Origin of the sequence: Cupriavidus sp. BIS7 (genome assembly GCF_000292345.1) — a bacterium.
Taxonomy (GTDB): Bacteria; Pseudomonadota; Gammaproteobacteria; order Burkholderiales; family Burkholderiaceae; genus Cupriavidus.
On sequence record NZ_ALOU01000075.1, the window covers coordinates 13,014 to 29,422 of the forward strand.

Annotated in this window: 16 protein-coding genes; 11 read left to right on the top strand and 5 right to left on the bottom strand. The window is 62.4% G+C overall.

What is annotated here, in order from left to right; translation table 11 throughout:
* Positions 1 to 350 precede the first annotated feature (350 nt).
* A complete protein-coding gene (locus tag B552_RS0123100) occupies positions 351 to 1,070 on the top strand; it encodes a haloacid dehalogenase type II (protein ID WP_019451431.1) in 720 nt (239 codons plus the stop codon).
* Between the two features lie 105 nt (positions 1,071 to 1,175).
* On the opposite strand, the gene B552_RS0123105 is transcribed toward B552_RS0123100, so the two are convergent.
* Positions 1,176 to 2,177 (bottom strand): AraC family transcriptional regulator, encoded by a 1,002-nt coding sequence (locus B552_RS0123105; RefSeq protein WP_019451432.1) that lies wholly within the window; start codon positions 2,175 to 2,177, stop codon positions 1,176 to 1,178.
* Positions 2,178 to 2,414: 237 nt separating this feature from the next.
* Here B552_RS0123105 and B552_RS0123110 point away from each other — a divergent pair, with 237 nt between their 5' ends.
* From B552_RS0123110 to B552_RS0123130, 6 genes are all read left to right on the top strand, one after another.
* On the top strand, positions 2,415 to 3,473 hold the full coding sequence (locus B552_RS0123110; protein WP_019451433.1) for a 3-keto-5-aminohexanoate cleavage protein: 1,059 nt from the start codon (positions 2,415 to 2,417) through the stop codon (positions 3,471 to 3,473).
* A gap of 44 nt (positions 3,474 to 3,517) precedes the next feature.
* Positions 3,518 to 3,643 (top strand): DUF1289 domain-containing protein, encoded by a 126-nt coding sequence (locus B552_RS28610; protein WP_237718334.1) that lies wholly within the window; start codon positions 3,518 to 3,520, stop codon positions 3,641 to 3,643.
* A 34-nt stretch (positions 3,644 to 3,677) separates the two neighbouring features.
* The gene (locus B552_RS0123115) at positions 3,678 to 4,544 is read left to right on the top strand and encodes a TauD/TfdA family dioxygenase (protein ID WP_019451434.1); all 867 of its coding nucleotides are present in this window, start codon (positions 3,678 to 3,680) and stop codon (positions 4,542 to 4,544) included.
* Between the two features lie 35 nt (positions 4,545 to 4,579).
* Positions 4,580 to 5,749, top strand: a complete 1,170-nt coding sequence (locus B552_RS0123120; protein WP_019451435.1) for a zinc-binding dehydrogenase — start codon at positions 4,580 to 4,582, stop codon at positions 5,747 to 5,749.
* Between the two features lie 79 nt (positions 5,750 to 5,828).
* A complete protein-coding gene (locus tag B552_RS0123125; protein ID WP_019451436.1) occupies positions 5,829 to 6,116 on the top strand; it encodes a DUF1330 domain-containing protein in 288 nt (95 codons plus the stop codon).
* 103 nt (positions 6,117 to 6,219) lie between these two features.
* Complete coding sequence (locus B552_RS0123130; protein ID WP_019451437.1) at positions 6,220 to 6,531, top strand: muconolactone Delta-isomerase family protein; 312 nt, start codon at positions 6,220 to 6,222, stop codon at positions 6,529 to 6,531.
* Positions 6,532 to 6,609: 78 nt separating this feature from the next.
* Here B552_RS0123130 and ggt read toward each other — a convergent pair whose 3' ends face one another.
* On the bottom strand, positions 6,610 to 8,346 hold the full coding sequence (gene ggt / locus B552_RS0123135) for a gamma-glutamyltransferase (RefSeq protein WP_019451438.1): 1,737 nt from the start codon (positions 8,344 to 8,346) through the stop codon (positions 6,610 to 6,612).
* Between the two features lie 293 nt (positions 8,347 to 8,639).
* On the bottom strand, positions 8,640 to 10,034 hold the full coding sequence (locus B552_RS0123140) for an MATE family efflux transporter (protein WP_019451439.1): 1,395 nt from the start codon (positions 10,032 to 10,034) through the stop codon (positions 8,640 to 8,642).
* Between the two features lie 183 nt (positions 10,035 to 10,217).
* Between B552_RS0123140 and B552_RS0123145 the strand changes: the two genes are divergently transcribed.
* Positions 10,218 to 10,691 carry a MarR family winged helix-turn-helix transcriptional regulator gene (locus B552_RS0123145; protein ID WP_019451440.1) on the top strand — a complete coding sequence of 158 codons (474 nt, stop codon included), beginning with the start codon at positions 10,218 to 10,220 and terminating at the stop codon, positions 10,689 to 10,691.
* 70 nt (positions 10,692 to 10,761) lie between these two features.
* On the opposite strand, the gene B552_RS0123150 is transcribed toward B552_RS0123145, so the two are convergent.
* Together B552_RS0123150 and B552_RS0123155 are read right to left on the bottom strand one after the other, a co-directional pair.
* Positions 10,762 to 12,141, bottom strand: coding sequence for an FAD-containing oxidoreductase (locus tag B552_RS0123150; protein WP_019451441.1), 1,380 nt, complete (start codon positions 12,139 to 12,141; stop codon positions 10,762 to 10,764).
* A 119-nt stretch (positions 12,142 to 12,260) separates the two neighbouring features.
* Positions 12,261 to 13,208 carry a LysR family transcriptional regulator gene (locus B552_RS0123155; protein ID WP_019451442.1) on the bottom strand — a complete coding sequence of 316 codons (948 nt, stop codon included), beginning with the start codon at positions 13,206 to 13,208 and terminating at the stop codon, positions 12,261 to 12,263.
* An 84-nt stretch (positions 13,209 to 13,292) separates the two neighbouring features.
* Here B552_RS0123155 and B552_RS0123160 point away from each other — a divergent pair, with 84 nt between their 5' ends.
* The 3 genes from B552_RS0123160 (at position 13,293) to B552_RS0123170 (ending at position 16,306) form a co-directional block, all read left to right on the top strand.
* Positions 13,293 to 14,111 carry a class I SAM-dependent methyltransferase gene (locus tag B552_RS0123160; protein ID WP_019451443.1) on the top strand — a complete coding sequence of 273 codons (819 nt, stop codon included), beginning with the start codon at positions 13,293 to 13,295 and terminating at the stop codon, positions 14,109 to 14,111.
* Positions 14,108 to 14,512 (top strand): hypothetical protein, encoded by a 405-nt coding sequence (locus B552_RS0123165; protein ID WP_237718336.1) that lies wholly within the window; start codon positions 14,108 to 14,110, stop codon positions 14,510 to 14,512. The genes B552_RS0123160 and B552_RS0123165 overlap by 4 nt, the downstream gene beginning before the upstream one ends.
* Before the next feature lie 345 nt (positions 14,513 to 14,857).
* The gene (locus tag B552_RS0123170; protein ID WP_202802753.1) at positions 14,858 to 16,306 is read left to right on the top strand and encodes a cytosine permease; all 1,449 of its coding nucleotides are present in this window, start codon (positions 14,858 to 14,860) and stop codon (positions 16,304 to 16,306) included.
* Positions 16,307 to 16,409: the final 103 nt, after the last annotated feature.

Consider the following 16,409-nt stretch of genomic DNA (forward strand, 5'->3'; position numbering starts at 1 on the left):
CAGCCGGAAAGAGGCGCTCCGGGGCTCGCCCGGTAGCCAGGTGCCGCGCCGCTTCCGGCGACATGCCCCCGCCCAGGCGCGCGAGGCCATTTATCGTCCGAACGCAAGCATCCGCCACCTCTTCGCCCTTTGCAATCAGGTGCTGTGCGAACTGCTGCTGGCGGACGGCCACAATGGGTTCGCCCCTGAATCGTTGACTATGATAGACGATTGGATACTAAAAAAGACTCATTGAGCAAAGGAAAACACCTGAAACCATGCTGGTGTCAGCGCGAGGCTGCGGACGGTGGGAATATCTGTTAGACCTTCAGTGCGCAGCGCGCCCCAACACCTCTCCCTGGAGCAGATCGATGACACTACCCAAGGCCCTGGCATTCGACGTATTTGGAACCGTGGTGGATTGGCGGGCAGGTATTGCAGCCCAGACGGCCGCCTTCCTTGAGCGGCACCTCCCCGGCACCGATCCGGCTGAGTTCGCCGATGCGTGGCGCAGCCTCTATCAGCCTGCGATGGAGGAGTGCCGAAGCGGCCGTCGACCGTTCACGCTACTCGATGAATTGCATCTCGAAACGGTGATCCAGTTGCTGGAGCACCGTGGAGTCAAGACCGCTGCCATCGACGGGCGCGAACTGCTGGACCTGTCTCATGCATGGCGGCGCCTGCAGCCCTGGGCCGATGTACCCGCTGGCCTTGCCCAGCTTCGTGAGTTGTTCCCCGTGGTGACCTTGTCCAACGCGAACATTGCGCTGATGATCGCAATGAACCGATTCAATGGACTCGCCTGGGACGCGATCCTCGGTGCCGAGGTATCTCGCAGCTACAAGCCAACAGCTCAGGCCTATCTGGCGACGGCGGCGACTCTGTGCGTGCCGCCCCAGGATCTGTGCCTGGTGGCCTGCCACCATAGCGACCTGGCCGCCGCGAGATCATATGGACTGCAGACTGCCTATATCGATCGCCCGATGGAATACGGCGGCGCGCCGGCGCCGGACGCATCCTATGCGCAGCAATGGGATTGGGCGGCGGCCGACCTGCAGGAACTCGCCAGCGTCTTCAAGAGGCATCGATAGCGAGGGAATGGACGTCCGATCATTCAGCTTTGCTGATATCCCCCAAGGAAGCCATTCGGTGCGGTGCGCAATTGCACCCCGGTCCTGCAAAAGCACGAACCGACATCACTTCCGATGTTTGCTTCGCCATTCGCGTGGCGTCATGGAGAAACGCGACCTGAACCACACCGTAAAAGCGCCCTGGTGGGCGTAGCCCAGCAGGGCGGCGACGCGTCCGATCGGATAGCGGGGATTGCTCATGTAGCGCACGGCAAGATCACGGCGCACTTCCTCGACCAGGGCCGTGAAGCTGGTGCCGGCCGATTCGAGCTGGCGCTGCAGGGTCCGTACGCTCACACGCAGATGCCGGGCGACGCCTTCCACCGTTGCCTGCTCGAGCGGCAAGAGCAAATAGATCGCCTTGCGCACTTCGAGCGCGGTCGAATCGATGCCGGTGGCGTTGAGGGGTGTGGCGAGACTCTCTGCATAGCGGACCAGTTCCGGGTCAGCGCCCGGATTCGGGGAGTCGAGATCGGCCGTTGCACAAACGATGCCGTTGAAATCGCTGCCGAAGATCACGGAACAACCGAAGAAGCGCCTATGGAACGTTTGATCTTTCGGGGCGTGATGCGTGAAATGGACGCTCCAGGGTTTCCAGTGTGCACCAAGCAGGGCACTGAAGTGGCGGGCGAGAACGCCCACGGACAGCTCGATTGCCTGCATCGTGGGCGTGCCCGGCTCGGTCATGACTTCCTCACGGATCGTCACCGAATCACCGGTGGTTTCGACGTAGACGGCGAGCGCCTCGTTCAGCAGATGCCGGTATTGCGCGGCGGCCAGCAGCACCTCGCGCATCGTGCGCTTGTGGGCCAACAGTACGTTGACGACTCCGACGCCGAGTTGCTGGCGCGTTTCTGCGATCTGCAGGCCAAGGGTGGGGCAGGACGCCTTCAGTGCCGTGACTTCCAGCAACTGGCAGCCGGCGGTGGCCGGGATACGACCCTCGGGGTTTGCCAACGCGGCTGCATCGAGCCCGACTTCCTGAATCAGCTCGAAGGGGTTGAGCCCCAGCCGCCGCGTGACGTCGAAGTAGCCGCCCACGGTAGAAGACCGCACCATCAGTTCCATCGATTTTCCTCAATGCCGTACGACAGCTGGCCCTGGCCGTCGCAGTCGCGATTGCTCACGCTTTCCTTGGTATTAACACGTGCTGGCATGAAATCATAAAACGTTGGCGCGTAAGAGTAAAAGCGTACAGCGAAATTCGCGTACCTTGCGTCTCCGATGTTCCCGCTCTTCGATGCGCCTTCGGCGCGAACCATCCTGGACGGAGGGACAGGCCGTCACTCAGATCTGGAGGAAGAGATGCAATTTCTAGACGATTCGCTGCACCCCGAAAACATGGACAAGGTCGTCATCACGGTGGCCCCGTACGGCCCCGAGTGGATGCCGGAAGACTTCCCGGAAGACATCCCCGTGACGATGGAAGAGCAGATCCAGAAGGCCGTCGACTGCTACAACGCCGGCGCCACCGTGCTGCACCTGCATGTGCGCGAACTCGACGGCAAGGGCTCCAAGCGCCTGTCCAAGTTCAACGAACTGATCGCCGGCGTGCGCAAGGCCGTGCCCGACATGATCATCCAGGTCGGCGGCTCGATCTCCTTCGCGCCGGAAGATGACGGCCAGGCCGCCAAGTGGCTGTCGGACGACACCCGCCACATGCTGGCCGAACTGGACCCGAAGCCGGACCAGGTCACGGTGGCCATCAACACCACACAGATGAACGTCACGGAGCTGCTGTACCCCGAGTACACCGCAGGTACGTCGCTGGCTCAGCCGGCCTATGTATCGGCCTACCGTGAAATGGTCGTGCCGGCCGGCCCGGGCTGGGTGGAAGAACATCTGCGCCGCCTCAGCAACGCCGGCATCCAGCCACACTTCCAGCTCACCGGCATCCACGCAATGGAAACGCTGGAGCGCCTGGTGCGCGCCGGCAAGTACATGGGCCCACTGAACCTGACCTGGATCGGCATCGGCGGCGGCTTTGACGGCCCCAACCCCTTCAACTTCTTCAACTTCGTGCACCGCGCCCCGGACGGCTGCACCCTGACCGCCGAGTCGCTGCTGAAGAACGTATTGCCGTTCAACATGATGGCGATGTCCATGGGCCTGCATCCGCGCTGCGGCATCGAGGACACCATCATCGACCAGCACGGCAACCGCATGACCTCGGTCCAGCAGATCGAGCAATGCGTGCGCGTAGCGAAGGAACTGGGCCGCGAGATCGCCTCGGGCAAGGAAGCGCGCCAGATTTACCGCATCGGCACGTGGTACGACAGCGTTGAGGAAACGCTGGTGGCCCACGGCATGGCCCCGAACCGCAAGTCGGGCGAGAAGAACCTGCCGCTACGCGCAGCTGCCTGAGTTGCGCCCATGCCCGCTGCCAATCCCTGCGTCACATCTGCCGCATGGATTCTGCGGGCAAGTACTGCAAGGGTTGTCGCAGAACCTCGGTCGAAATCGGTCTGTGGAACCGCGTGAGTCGCCAGAAGACGCAATGCAGGCACACAAAGACTTGGAAGCGCGTGAGATGACAAGCTCTTCCGTCATATAAGGAGACCCTTGCAAATGAGAATCGAACAACTAACCTGCGCCATCGGCGCGGAACTGCTCGATGTGAATCTGGGCGATGCAGTGCGGGACGACGGCCTGTTCAAGGAAATCTACGCCGCGCTCTTAAAGCACAAGGTGCTGTTCCTGCGCGACCAGGACCTCGACAAGTTCTCGCGCCAGGACCATATGGCGTTCGCGCGACGTCTGGGCGAACTGGAAGACCATCCGATGGCGCCCAGCCACCCGGACGCCCCCGGTCTGGTCCAGATTTACAAAACCCCGGAGAATCCGCCCGACCGATACGAGAACGCCTGGCACTGCGACGGCACCTTCCGCGACTCCCCGCCCATGGGCGCGGTGCTGCGCTGCATCGAGTGCCCGCCGGTCGGTGGCGACACCATGTGGGCCAACATGGTACTGGCCTACGAAAAGCTGCCGGACGACGTCAAAAAGGAAATCGATGGCCTGATCGCCAACCACAGCTTCAATTCCACCTGGGCCGCTGCGATGCCTCAGGAAAAGCGTCTGGCGATGAAGGCGCAATACCCGGATGCCGAGCACCCAGTGGTGCGCACTCATCCGGAAACCGGCGAGAAGGCCCTGTTCGTCAGTGGCTTCGCGAGCCACTTCGTGAACTATCACACCAAGGACCGTGTACGTTATGGCCAGGACTACAGCAAGGGAGGGAGCGATCTGCTGCAGTACCTGATCAGCCAGGCCTACATCCCCGAGTACCAGGTGCGTTGGCGCTGGAAGCCATACAGCGTAGCGATCTGGGATAACCGATGCACCCAGCACTATGCCGTGATGGATTACCCGCCCTGCCACCGCAAGATGGAACGTGCCGCCATCATTGGTGACAAGCCGTATTACAAACCGTAATTGGTCGTCTACTTCAACAGAGCAAAGGACAAGTCATGAGTGTCACCACCGCCCCGAATGGACACAAGGCCAAGACGGGTCTCCAGCTACGGTCGCTGATCCGTGACGACGGGGAACTCGAGCTTTCGCTGGTTGACGTCGAAGTTCCTGCTCCGCAGGCCGACGAGGTCGTCGTTCGGGTCGAGGCAAGTCCCATCAATCCGTCCGACATAGCCAACATGTTCTCCGTTGCGGACATGAACACCGCGCAGCACGCCGGGACCGCGGCGGCCCCGGTGGTGACGGCGCGGATTCCCAAGGAGCGCATGAGCGCCGTGGCGGGCCGCATCGGGCAATCGATGCCTGTCGGCAACGAGGGCGCGGGCGTCGTTGTCGAAGCTGGTTCCTCTGCCGAGGCGCAGGCGCTGCTGGGCCGCACGGTCGCGCTCCTCGGCGGAGCGATGTATTCGCAGTACCGCTGCGTCAAGGCGTCGCAATGCATGGCACTGCCGGATGGCACCACGCCAGCAGAGGGTGCAGCGTGCTTCGTCAATCCGCTGACCGCGCTCGGCATGATCGAGACAATGCGGCACGACGGCCACCGAGCGCTTGTGCACACTGCGGCGGCGTCCAATCTCGGGCAGATGCTGAACCGGATCTGCCTTGCGGATGGCATTCCGCTCGTCAATGTCGTCCGCGATGAGAAGCAGGCGTCGTTGCTCCGATCCATGGGCGCGACGCACGTCTGCAATTCCACGGCCCCGACGTTTATCCAGGATCTCACGCAGGCACTGGCCGAAACCGGCGCGACGATCGCTTTCGACGCCGTCGGCGGGGGCCCGCTCGCCAGCCAGATCCTCGGCTGCATGGAAGCGGCGCTGACGCGCTCGATGAAGGAGTACAGCCGCTACGGATCGCCGGTCCACAAGCAGGTCTACCTCTACGGAACGCTCGACCCCAGTCCGACGATGCTCTCGCGCAACTTTGGGGTCGCGTACAGCGTTGGCGGTTGGCTGCTCACGCCGTTCCTGCAGAAGATCGGGCCGGCTCGGGAGGCGAAGCTGCGCGAGCGCATCGTCGCCGAACTCAAGACGACGTTCGCCAGCCACTACACGAAGGCGGTGTCCCTCGTCGAGGCGCTTCAGCTCGACGAGATTGCGGTCTACGGGAAGCGGGCGACTGGCACGAAGTATCTGATCAATCCGAACAAGGGCGTTGCACGTTAGAAGGGGCCGGTCGCTGTAGCGGCAGGCAGAGGCGATTGGGTAGCTATTCCCTGCACAACGAATTAAAGGAGGAACGGCCATGGCCGCTTATGTCATTGCGAATTTCGAGGTCCTGGATGCGGCAGCCCTTGAGGGTTATCGGCACGGAGCGCCGGCGACGATCGAGAAATACGGCGGGCGCTACCTGGTTCGCGGCGGCGCGGTCGATGTCCTCGAAGGCGAATTCGTGCCCAAGCACATCACCGTGCTCGAGTTTCCGAGCGTCGAGCACGCGAAGGCCTGGTACGAATCGCCTGAATACCGTGTGCTCCTCAAGCAGCGACAAGCAGCATCGCGCTGCGACGGGTTTATCGTCGCGGGCGTGTAGGCTCCGAGGGAGCCTCCCATGAGCCGCGACGGCGGATTGAATCGCGTGGACTTGGTACACCCCCCACTTTCTAACCTCCTAACTGTCAAACAAGGAGTCCAGGATGCTTTTTCTGGTCCAACTTGAAGTGAACCTTTCTCCCGATATGCCGGACGACGTCAAGGAAAAGTTTCGGCAGGCGGAACATGCTCGTTCCTTTGAATTGAGGGCGGCAGGTAAATTGCGCCGCTCCTGGCGTCCCCTGGGCACGCCTGACTCCTGTGGCCTCTGGGAGGCGGACAGTCTTGAGGAGCTTCATGCCAACGTACGGTCTCTTCCGCTTTACCCGTATATGAAGGTGTCCGTGACTCCCCTCGTTGAACATCCCGCCACCGCGGCATGGGAAAAGGAACACGGGCCCCTGCCTGCGCTTTGAGGCAGGCTGCTGATTTCCTGTCGGCCACCAACCAGAAAAAAAGCCCGCCGAAGCGGGCTTCCATTCCATCACGGACGATCAATAACCGGCTGCCAGCCCGGTATTGCGACGCGGGTCGTTGGCGCCATAGAAGCGGTTGTTTCCTACAGGCTTGCCGTTGAGTGACGGCGCGCCGATGATGATCGCCGCCAGGTGATTGGCCGGCTGCGGCGGCCCGAAGTGGTGCCCCATGTCTTCAAGGATCTTTCGCGTGTCCGGCGACAGCGTGTAGTCCTCCACATTGGTCAGATCGGGCAGCCATTGCTGATGGAAGCGCGGCATGTCTACGGCTTCCTGCACGTTCATGTTGTAGTCGATGGCGTTGATCATCGTCAGCATGACTGCCGTGATGATCCGGCTGCCTCCCGGCGTACCCACTACCATCACCGGCTTGCCGTCCTTGGTGACGATGGTCGGGCTCATCGACGAAAGCGGACGTTTGCCGGGGGCGATTGCGTTGGCCTCGCCCTGCACCAGGCCGTACAGGTTCGGCACGCCAACCTTGGCGGTGAAGTCGTCCATTTCATCGTTCAGCAGCACGCCCGTACTCGCAGCCATGACCTTGGCGCCGAACCAGTCGTTGAGCGTGTACGTGACCGACACGGCATTGCCGTACTTGTCGGCAATCGAGTAGTGAGTGGTGTTGCTGCCCTCATGAGGCTCCACACCCGGCTTGATGTCCTTCGACACACCTGCCTTCTTGGGATCTATCACGGCACGGATCCGGGCCGCGTAGTTCTTGTCCAGCAGGCGGGCCAGCGGGTTCTTTACAAAATCGGGATCACCCAGGTAGCTATTGCGGTCGACATAGGCATGCCGCATGGCCTCGATCTGGTAATGCACGGCCTGCGCCGAGTGATAGCCGAGGTCCTTGAGCGGATAGCCCTCCAGGATGTTCAGCATCTCGCAGATGATGACGCCACCCGAGCTGGGCGGCGGTGCCGATACCACGTGATAGCCACGGTAGTCACACTCCACCGGCGCCAGCTCACGCGTCTTGTAGGAGTCCAGGTCTTCCTGCGTGATCAGGCCCTTTCCCGCGCGGCTGGAGGCGACGATTGCCTGGCCTACCCAGCCCTGGTAGAAGCCTTCCGTACCACCGGCGCTGATCGCTTTCAGCGTCTTGGCGAGATCGCGCTGCACCAGCTTCTGGCCTACCTCGAACGGCTGCCCCTTGTTCAGGAAGATCGCGCCAGAGGCGGGGTCCTCCTGGAAGTCCTTGGTCGAGGTATGCAGCATGTCCACGTCGCCCTGGTCGAGCGTGAACCCGTTCTCGGCAAACTTGATCGCCGGTGCAATCAGGTCGGTGCGCTTCATGGTGCCGTACTTGCGGCGTGCGTATTCCATGCCGGACACCGTGCCCGGCACACCTACCGCCAGATGCCCCTTGGTGGAAGCCCCCTTGATGACGTTGCCATCCTTGTCCAGGTACATGTTCGCGGTGGCGCCCTTCGGTGCCACCTCCCGGAAGTCAAGGAACGTCTTGCGGCCATCGGCAAGCTGGATGGTCATGAACCCGCCGCCGCCCAGGTTGCCGGCAGCCGGGTACACCACGGCCAGCGCGTAGCCCACGGCAACCGCGGCGTCAACCGCGTTGCCACCGCGCTTGAGCACATCCACGCCAACCCTGGTAGCCAGATGCTGGGCCGTGACCACCATGCCATTCTCGGCGGCGACGGGGGCAACGGACGCGGCGTATGTCGACGGCGCGAAACTCGTGGTCAGACAAACTGCCGCAATGGCGGTGTACCACCGCAGGCCTGATTTCGATTTCATAGACTCTCCCGGGTGAATGCGGTCCATTCAGAAGAACTCGTATATGCGAAGTCGTGCGCCGGCGCCCTGCCCTTGCTGGCTCTGGCCATGGTCTGATAAAGACCAGGCGCGGCACACCGGCATTCAGCGAATGCCAGGGCGCACAATCTTCTCACAAGAGCTTTCCCGCTTCAGCGACAGGCTGTGCGGGTTCGGGAAAACCATGATCTCGCCGGAGGGAAAGCTACGAAACCGGACAATGGTGCAAATGTTGCCGCGTAGGACGATTAGTGGATCGACGGAGCTAGCGCCCGTCAGCCATGCCGCTGGCGGGCGCTACCCCAATCGCCACGCGCGATCGACCACAACACGCAGCTTCCATAGCAGAACATGGCGAGTGCGCCGAGTGCGAAGTACTGCGCCAGTGACGCACCAGCGGCCATCGCCACTGCCCCGCCGCCCGCGAACAACGCGAGACGCAGCGCCCCTGCCAGTAGCGGCCACTTGAGCCGCCCGGCACCTTGGCAAGCGAAATACAGCGAAAAACCCAGCGCAAAGAAGCCATACAGCGGGCCGACAATTCGCAGGTAGAGCGCCCCTGTCTCAAGCAATTGAACATCGGCACCGAACAGGCGCAGCCACGCTTCGGGCCAGAGTGCGGCGGCAAGTCCAACGATTTCCGCCATCGCAAACGCCATGCACCCGCCAGTTATGGCGATGCGCCTGGCACGTTCGGCCTGACCGGCGCCGATATTGGCGCCCACCAGCGCCACCATTGGCGCGCCAAGGCCGAAAGCAATCGGAATCAACAGGTATTCGAGCCGGGCGGCCGTGGCGTAGCCTGCCAGCGCCGCGGTGCCGCCATGGTTGCCGACTTGCGCTGTCGTCAGTGCAATCAGCGCATTCGTCAGCACTGGATTCAGGCACGCGAGCCCACCCACCACAAGGATGCTGCGCATAGGCGCCCAGTGGAGCGGGCCGGCCGAAAGCCGCGCCGCGCAACGGCCGGACAGGCAATACCAGCCCAGCACCACGGTGCCCGCTGCGTAGTACAGCACCAAAGCCCACGCGCCGCCGGCCACCCCAAGCTTCGGCAACGGTCCCAGGCCGAAGATCAGGCAAGGCGACAACGGAATCATCAGCAGCGCGCCCACGCAGATCACTATTCCGGGCATCGCCATATTGCCGGTACCGCGAATCACGCTCGCCATCGCGTTCATCGCCCACATCAGCGGCAGTGCGGCAAATATCACGCGGCCATAGGTCGTGGCCGCATCGAGTGCCGCCCCGTGCGCGCCGAGCAGGGAGAATAGCGGCCGCGCCCCCACGCATAGCAGCAACGAGAACAGCGCACCGATCATCACGTTGATCGCCAGGGCGTGACGGGCCAGTTGCCCAACCAGGACCGAGTTACCCGCGCCAAGCGCACGGGCCACGGCGGACGATATGCCACCACCCATCGCGCCCTGCGACATGTTCTGCGTCAGCATCAGCACCGGAATCACCACCGCCACGCCCGCCAGAACGTCTGTCCCGAGCTTCGCGAGGAACCACGTCTCGATCAGTCCGGTGGACGATTGCGCCAGCATCATCAGCATGTTCGACCAACTCATGCGGGCAAGCGTCGGTGCGATCGGCGCCTCCAGCATTGAGCGCAGGCGAGGATTGGCTGCCGGCAGTGCTGCCGCATTGGCTGGATTCATGGTCATACCCTGCTCCCCGGCGGTATCGCGCCGTACCGTCAATATACTTGCATATGCACGCATCTAAATTTACTTGCATATACCCGTATTCGTCAAGGCGGCGTATACTTTTGACGGGAGCCTTTGCGGGAAGCGCCGGATGCGCAACGCAGGGCTCAGGCGCGACACGAAACAGGAACGCACCCGGCAATGTCATCATCGATCATCAAGGATCCCCTGGTCTGCAACGGCGCCGCGCTCCGCAAGGCAACGCGGCGCATCTCCCAGCTTTATGACGCCGTACTGGCGCCATGTGGATTGAGCGTTTCGCAGCGGTCCGTGCTGCTGCACGTCTCGCGTGGGGATCGTCCAACGATGACCGAGCTTGCGCACGCCATGGTGCTGGACCGCTCCGCCCTGGCGCGCAATATTCAGCCGCTTGAACGCGACGGCTACCTGATCCAGACGCGTGACGAGGCCGACGGCCGCAGCCGTCGCGTGGAATTGACTGCGACAGGACGGGCCAAGCTGACAGAATCGAATCGATTGTGGCGACGTGCCCAGGAGCGCTTTGAAGCGGTCTATGGCGCGGAGCGGGCCGCGGCATTGCGTACCGCATTGGCCGAGATCTATTCCGACGAGTTTGCCGAGGCTTTCAATTCGACAACGCCGCAGCATCCTTGATCACCGAAACGCATGCCGCGGACAGGCCACGGCCGATGCGCAGCCCAGCCCCAGCGCCAGCCAGGCACAGCTAGTCCGGTTCCCGCAAATCCTGCAGCAGCGTCGGCACCAGCTCCGACACCGTGGGATGGATATGCATCGCGCGGCTGATCGTCGTATAGGGGGCCTTGGCATACATGATGTCCAGCAGCGAGTGAATCACCTCGTCGCCAGTCAGGCCAAGGATCGCGGCACCAAGGATCAGCCGGGTCTCAGCGTCAACTACCACCTTCATGAAGCCCAGGCTCTCGCCCCGCTCCACGGCCCGCCCGACACGACTCATCGGGCGAGTGCCGACCAGCACCTTGCGTCCGGATTGCCGCGCTTCCCGCTCCGTCATGCCAGCGCGGCCAAGTGGAGGATCGATGAACAAGGCATAGGCCGGGATACGGTCCGCCACCATGCGCGGATCGTTGTCGAGCAGGTTGGCCGCGACGATCTCATAGTCGTTGTAGGACGTATGCGTGAAGGCGCCGCGGCCGTTGCAATCGCCAAGCGCCCAGATGCCCGGAACGTTGGTGCGCAACTGTTCATCCACCTTGATATAGCCATGCGCGTCGGTCTCCACGCCCGCTTTATCGAGCCCCAGATCATCGGTGTTGGGCACGCGCCCAACTGCCAGCAGCAGGTGCGAGCCGTGGACTTCGGGCGCGCCGCTCGCGCAATCCAGCCCGACGGCAATATGATCGCCATCCCTGCGCGCGGTCATGCAGTTGGCATTGAGCCTGATATCGACGCCCTCGCCTTCCAGAATCTCCCGCACGGCCTGTGACACGTCCTCGTCTTCGCGCTGGATCAGGCGCGGGCTTTTTTCGACGACGGTCACCCTGGCCCCAAAACGCCGGTACATCTGGGCGAACTCGAGGCCAATGTAGCTGCCGCCGATGATGATCAGGTGCTCCGGCAGGAAATCCACGTCCATCATTCCCGAGTTGGTGAGGTACGGCACCTGATCGAGCCCTGGCATGGGCGGAACCAGCGCCCGGCCGCCCACGTTCACGTATATCCGGTCGGCTTCCAGCAATTCGCCATTGACCTGCACACCGTGCGCACTCTCGAAACGCGCGTGGCCTTGATAGACCGTGACGTTCTCCAGTCCTCGCATCCACTGCTCCACGCCGTTGCCGGAGCGTCCCGAGATCTTGTCCTTGCGTGCCTTCACCTGCTTCATGTCGACGGCGACCGGCCCGCCGATCGTCACGCCGTACTCGGCAGCCCGCCGCGCCAGTTGGGCTGCGTACGCGCTTGCGATCAGGGTCTTGGTGGGAATGCAGCCGGTGTTCACGCAGGTGCCGCCAAAACGCCCGCGCTCGATGACCGCCAGTTTCATGCCCGACCCGGCCAGCCGCGCGGCAAGCGCCGGGCCCGCTTGTCCGGTGCCGATGATGATCGCGTCGAATCGTTGAGCCATCACGAGCCTCCTTTTGCAGAGCCAGCAACAACTTTAGGCGAAACAGGCGAGCACGTCGAAGTGGCGGAAAACCGGGCCAGGCACGGCGTCCGGGCCGTCGTCAGCATGCACGGACGCTGTCAGTGCTTGTCACCTGCCGCGCGGCTCTTCACATGATCAATGAACGCGCGCAACTTCGGCATGATCTGCCGGCGGCCCGGATAGCAGAGAAACACCCCCGGCCTCACCGGCGCGTACGCCTCCAGTACGTGTATCAACTTTCCCGAACTCAACGCACCAGTTGCCAGCGGCTCAGGTATCTGGGCAAGACCCAGGCCTTCCATTGCCGCGCCAAGCATGCTGGAGTAGTCATTGGCGATAAGCGGGCCGGATACGGCAATCTCGATCGTCTGGTCGCTGTCGCTGTCGCTGTCGCTGTCGCTATCGTTGAATGACCATAGCGCGATCGCGCCGTTGGTTCGCCGCCATCGCAGGCATGCATGCTGGCGCAGGTCGTTCGGATGCGTGGGCCGGCTGCGCTCCGCGAAGTAGTCAGGACTGCCGACCACGATGAGACGAAATGGTGGCGTCATTGGCACCGCCACCATATCTGGAGCAACGAGATGCCCCAGCCGGACGGCGGCGTCGAATCCTTCGGCCGCAAGATCGATCACCTCCTTGCTCGCGGCAAGCTCCACCTCTACCTCGGGGTAAGCCCTGCAGAACGAGACGATCAGCGGCTCCAGCAGAATCGGGATTACCGCGCGCGGCACTGAGAGACGCAGCAATCCGGCCGGCCGCTGGCCGAGTCCACGCGCTACCTCGCTGGCGGCAACCAACTCCTCGAAGGCAGGCTTTGCGCGCGCAAGAAACTGTTCACCGGCTTCAGTCAACCCAACACTGCGCGTGGTCCGTATGAACAGCGCTGCACCGATACGCGCTTCGAGTACACGCACCGTCTGGCTGATAGCCGACGGCGTCACGCCAAGCTCCGCGGCTGCCTTGCGAAAACTGCGATGCTGGGCAACGCTCAGGAACACCTCGACACCGTCCAGCGCGCCCTGCCTGACTGTGAAGTTCTGCTTCATGGCCCGTCAACATTGTGATGAATAGTCGCCCTCAAAAATGGATGGTATACCTGACGCCAGCAGTTCACGAATGGAGACTTTGCAATGACTGATGCTCTGAATGGCGTACGCGATCACTACGGTGCGACTGGCCTGACCGAGCGGCTGAAGAGCGCACTCTCGTCCTTTGGGCCGGAGGATCAGCCGCTCACATCGAAGCAACTGGCCGCACTTGACCAATTTCACACGCGTGGACTTGCCGCCACCGCTGATCTGGCCAAACTGGCCGGTATCACAGCCGACATGTCGGTGCTGGACGTCGGTTCGGGCGTTGGCGGGCCAGCCCGTTTCCTTGCTGAGACACGGGGCTGCCGCGTGACCGGCATCGACCTCAGCGAGCCGTTCGTGGATGCCGCACGCTATCTGGCCGAGCGAACGGGCCAGAGCGAACGCGTGTCGTTCCATACCGCGAGCGCGCTGGACCTCCCCTTCGAAGGCAGCAGCTTCGACGTAGTACTGCTGCAGCACGTGGCGATGAACATCGACGAGCGCGCACAGCTATACCGGGAGATCCGTCGTGTGCTGAAACCGGGCGGCCGGTTCGCAACGTTCGACGTCGTCGCAAACGGCCACGAGCCGTACTATCCCGTTCCGTGGGCGCGAACGCCCGCAACGAGCTTTCTTCTTACGGCCAATGCCACGCGTGAGGCGATCGAACAAGCAGATTTCCGCACGCTGACATGGCAGGACGACACCGAGGCAGCCAAAGCCTGGTTCGCCGAACTCCGTGCATCAGGGCCGCCGCCCTCCCCCAATCTCGGTGTTGTGATGGGCCCAGGCTTTGCCGAGCTTGCCGCCAACCTCGGTCGAAATCTGGTGGAAGACCGGCTCGGTATTCTCACCGCAGTGTTCGAGGCCGCATGATGAAACGCGTTCTTCTTGAGATGGCAATGGCATCCGTGCTGGCCGCTTCTGCTGGCGTCTCCATGGCGCAAACCGCGCCGATGCCAGCCACGCCAACCACAAAGATATTGGCGATCGGTACGTTTCCGCCGGGTACGGACATGAAACTGGTCCAACACATCCTTCCGACCGAAGTTCGCGAGACGGCGCAGCTCTACCTCGATGGCAAGATTGACCAGTGGTATTCACTGGAAGACCGGGCCGGGGTGGCATTCATCCTGAACATCACGGACGCAAAGCAAGCGCATGAAATGCTTGAGGCACTTCCGCTGGGGAAGGCGCACTTGATGACGTTCTCGCTGCTCCCGATTGGCCCCCTGAATCCGCTGCGGCAGCTATTGAATCCGCCTTCCGCGCGGTAGAAAGCCGCTAGTGCGCACGGGCTGTTGCGCGCCCAGCCGTCATGGCTGATCGCAGCAGCCCGTCTGCGGAAACACTCCACGTCCAATGACACCAACGGCCTGATGGCCTCCCCTTAGGGTTTTCCATAGAGGCAAAGTGCTTAACGCGCCATTGCCTTTCAGGCGGCGTCTTTATATAGTTGTATAGACATGTTTAGACATGAGAAATCCTAAAGCCTGTTACGGCGCCAGCGCCACGCAGTCTTGAAGACAAGAGCGCGCGACAACTGCCCTCGCAGTTGCATGACGCCCCAGAACGCCTCGCCGGACGATGTCCGCCAACTCTCGGAATTCCGTGAGAACGGCATCGCCAACACTAGCCAGGCACAAGGAGACAAGATGGCAGTACAGATGGAACGGCGCACGATCGAGTTCATTCCGCATGACGAGCGCCATGGCACGCCCTTCGGGCAGTTCACGCTATGGTTCGGCGCCAACCTCCAGATCACCGCGATTGTTGACGGGGCGCTGGCCGTGGTTTTCGGCGCCGATCCGCTCTGGGCCATCATCGGCCTGTTGATCGGCAATATCGGCGGCGGCATTGTCATGGCATTGCATTCGGCGCAGGGGCCGGGCATGGGCATTCCGCAGATGATCTCGAGCCGCGCCCAGTTCGGCGTCTACGGGGCGTGCCTGCCATTGGTGCTGGTCATCCTGATGTACCTCGGCTTTGCGGCCACCGGGACGGTGCTTTCTGGCCAGGCCATCAACAGGATCATCGGTGTCGATACCCCGGCAGTTGGCATCATCGTCTTCGGTGCACTCACCATGCTGGTTGCCACGGTGGGCTACAGGCTCATCCATATGCTTGGGCGGATCTCGAGCATCGTAGGCGCCATCGGTTTCACGTACCTGGCCATTCGTTTGTTCTCCACAGGCAACGTGCCTGCCCTGCTCGGCATGAAGCCGTTCGAATGGCCGACGTTTCTTCTCGCCATCGGTCTGGGCGCGGGCTGGCAACTGACGTTCGGGCCTTATGTGGCCGACTATTCGCGATACCTGCCGCAGAACACGAAGGTCAGCACCACGTTCTGGTGCACCCTGCTTGGCAGCGCCCTTGGTTCGCAATGGTCGATGACCATTGGTGCACTGGTTGCTGCGGCGTGGGGCGCGGCGTTCCTCAAGTCGCAGGTGGCTTTTATCGGCGACCTGGCTGGTGGCGGCGCCGTGGCAATGCTGATCTACGTGGTCATTGTCACCGGCAAACTGGCCGTCAATACGCTCAACGCGTACGGCGGTTTCATGACGATGCTGACCACCGTCACGGCGTTCACGGGTACGCGCCGCGTCACCGGTGCCGTCCGCGCACTGTTTATCTTCGGCTTTATTTTTGTGTCGGTGCTGATTGCGCTGCTGGCCTCGAAAGACTTCCTGGCGACGTTCCGCGACTTTGTCCTGCTGCTGCTGATGGCCTTCACGCCGTGGAGTGCCATCAACCTGATTGACTACTACCTGATCTCCAAGGAGCGCATCGACATTCCGGCGCTCTACGATCCGAACGGACGCTATGGCAAGTGGAACTGGCCGGCGCTGCTTTGCTATCTGGTTGGCGTGGTGGCACAGATCCCCTTCCTTGCGCAGCACATGTACACCGGCTCACTGACAAAGCTGCTGGGCGGCGCAGACATTTCCTGGCTGGTTGGCCTGGTCGTCACCGGCGTCATGTACTACGTGCTGGCCAGGAAATCGGCAAGAACGCCAGCCCAGACGATCTATCCGGCCGACACGTACAGCCCGGCTGCGAAGCGAGCCTGAGTGTAGAAGGCCTTGAAAAGGGGCTGACTTCGCAGAGCGGAGTCGCCCCACCCGCTACATTCCGGACCCCGCGCCACCAGCCCCACCAGTCCCGCCTGAGCCA

Coding starts and splice junctions, on each gene's coding strand:
- B552_RS0123100 (WP_019451431.1), top strand. CDS start 351: ATGACACTACCCAAGGCCCTGGCATTCGACGTATTTGGAACCGTGGTG.
- B552_RS0123105 (WP_019451432.1), bottom strand. CDS start 2,177: ATGGAACTGATGGTGCGGTCTTCTACCGTGGGCGGCTACTTCGACGTC.
- B552_RS0123110 (WP_019451433.1), top strand. CDS start 2,415: ATGCAATTTCTAGACGATTCGCTGCACCCCGAAAACATGGACAAGGTC.
- B552_RS28610 (WP_237718334.1), top strand. CDS start 3,518: ATGGATTCTGCGGGCAAGTACTGCAAGGGTTGTCGCAGAACCTCGGTC.
- B552_RS0123115 (WP_019451434.1), top strand. CDS start 3,678: ATGAGAATCGAACAACTAACCTGCGCCATCGGCGCGGAACTGCTCGAT.
- B552_RS0123120 (WP_019451435.1), top strand. CDS start 4,580: ATGAGTGTCACCACCGCCCCGAATGGACACAAGGCCAAGACGGGTCTC.
- B552_RS0123125 (WP_019451436.1), top strand. CDS start 5,829: ATGGCCGCTTATGTCATTGCGAATTTCGAGGTCCTGGATGCGGCAGCC.
- B552_RS0123130 (WP_019451437.1), top strand. CDS start 6,220: ATGCTTTTTCTGGTCCAACTTGAAGTGAACCTTTCTCCCGATATGCCG.
- ggt (WP_019451438.1), bottom strand. CDS start 8,346: ATGAAATCGAAATCAGGCCTGCGGTGGTACACCGCCATTGCGGCAGTT.
- B552_RS0123140 (WP_019451439.1), bottom strand. CDS start 10,034: ATGACCATGAATCCAGCCAATGCGGCAGCACTGCCGGCAGCCAATCCT.
- B552_RS0123145 (WP_019451440.1), top strand. CDS start 10,218: ATGTCATCATCGATCATCAAGGATCCCCTGGTCTGCAACGGCGCCGCG.
- B552_RS0123150 (WP_019451441.1), bottom strand. CDS start 12,141: ATGGCTCAACGATTCGACGCGATCATCATCGGCACCGGACAAGCGGGC.
- B552_RS0123155 (WP_019451442.1), bottom strand. CDS start 13,208: ATGAAGCAGAACTTCACAGTCAGGCAGGGCGCGCTGGACGGTGTCGAG.
- B552_RS0123160 (WP_019451443.1), top strand. CDS start 13,293: ATGACTGATGCTCTGAATGGCGTACGCGATCACTACGGTGCGACTGGC.
- B552_RS0123165 (WP_237718336.1), top strand. CDS start 14,108: ATGATGAAACGCGTTCTTCTTGAGATGGCAATGGCATCCGTGCTGGCC.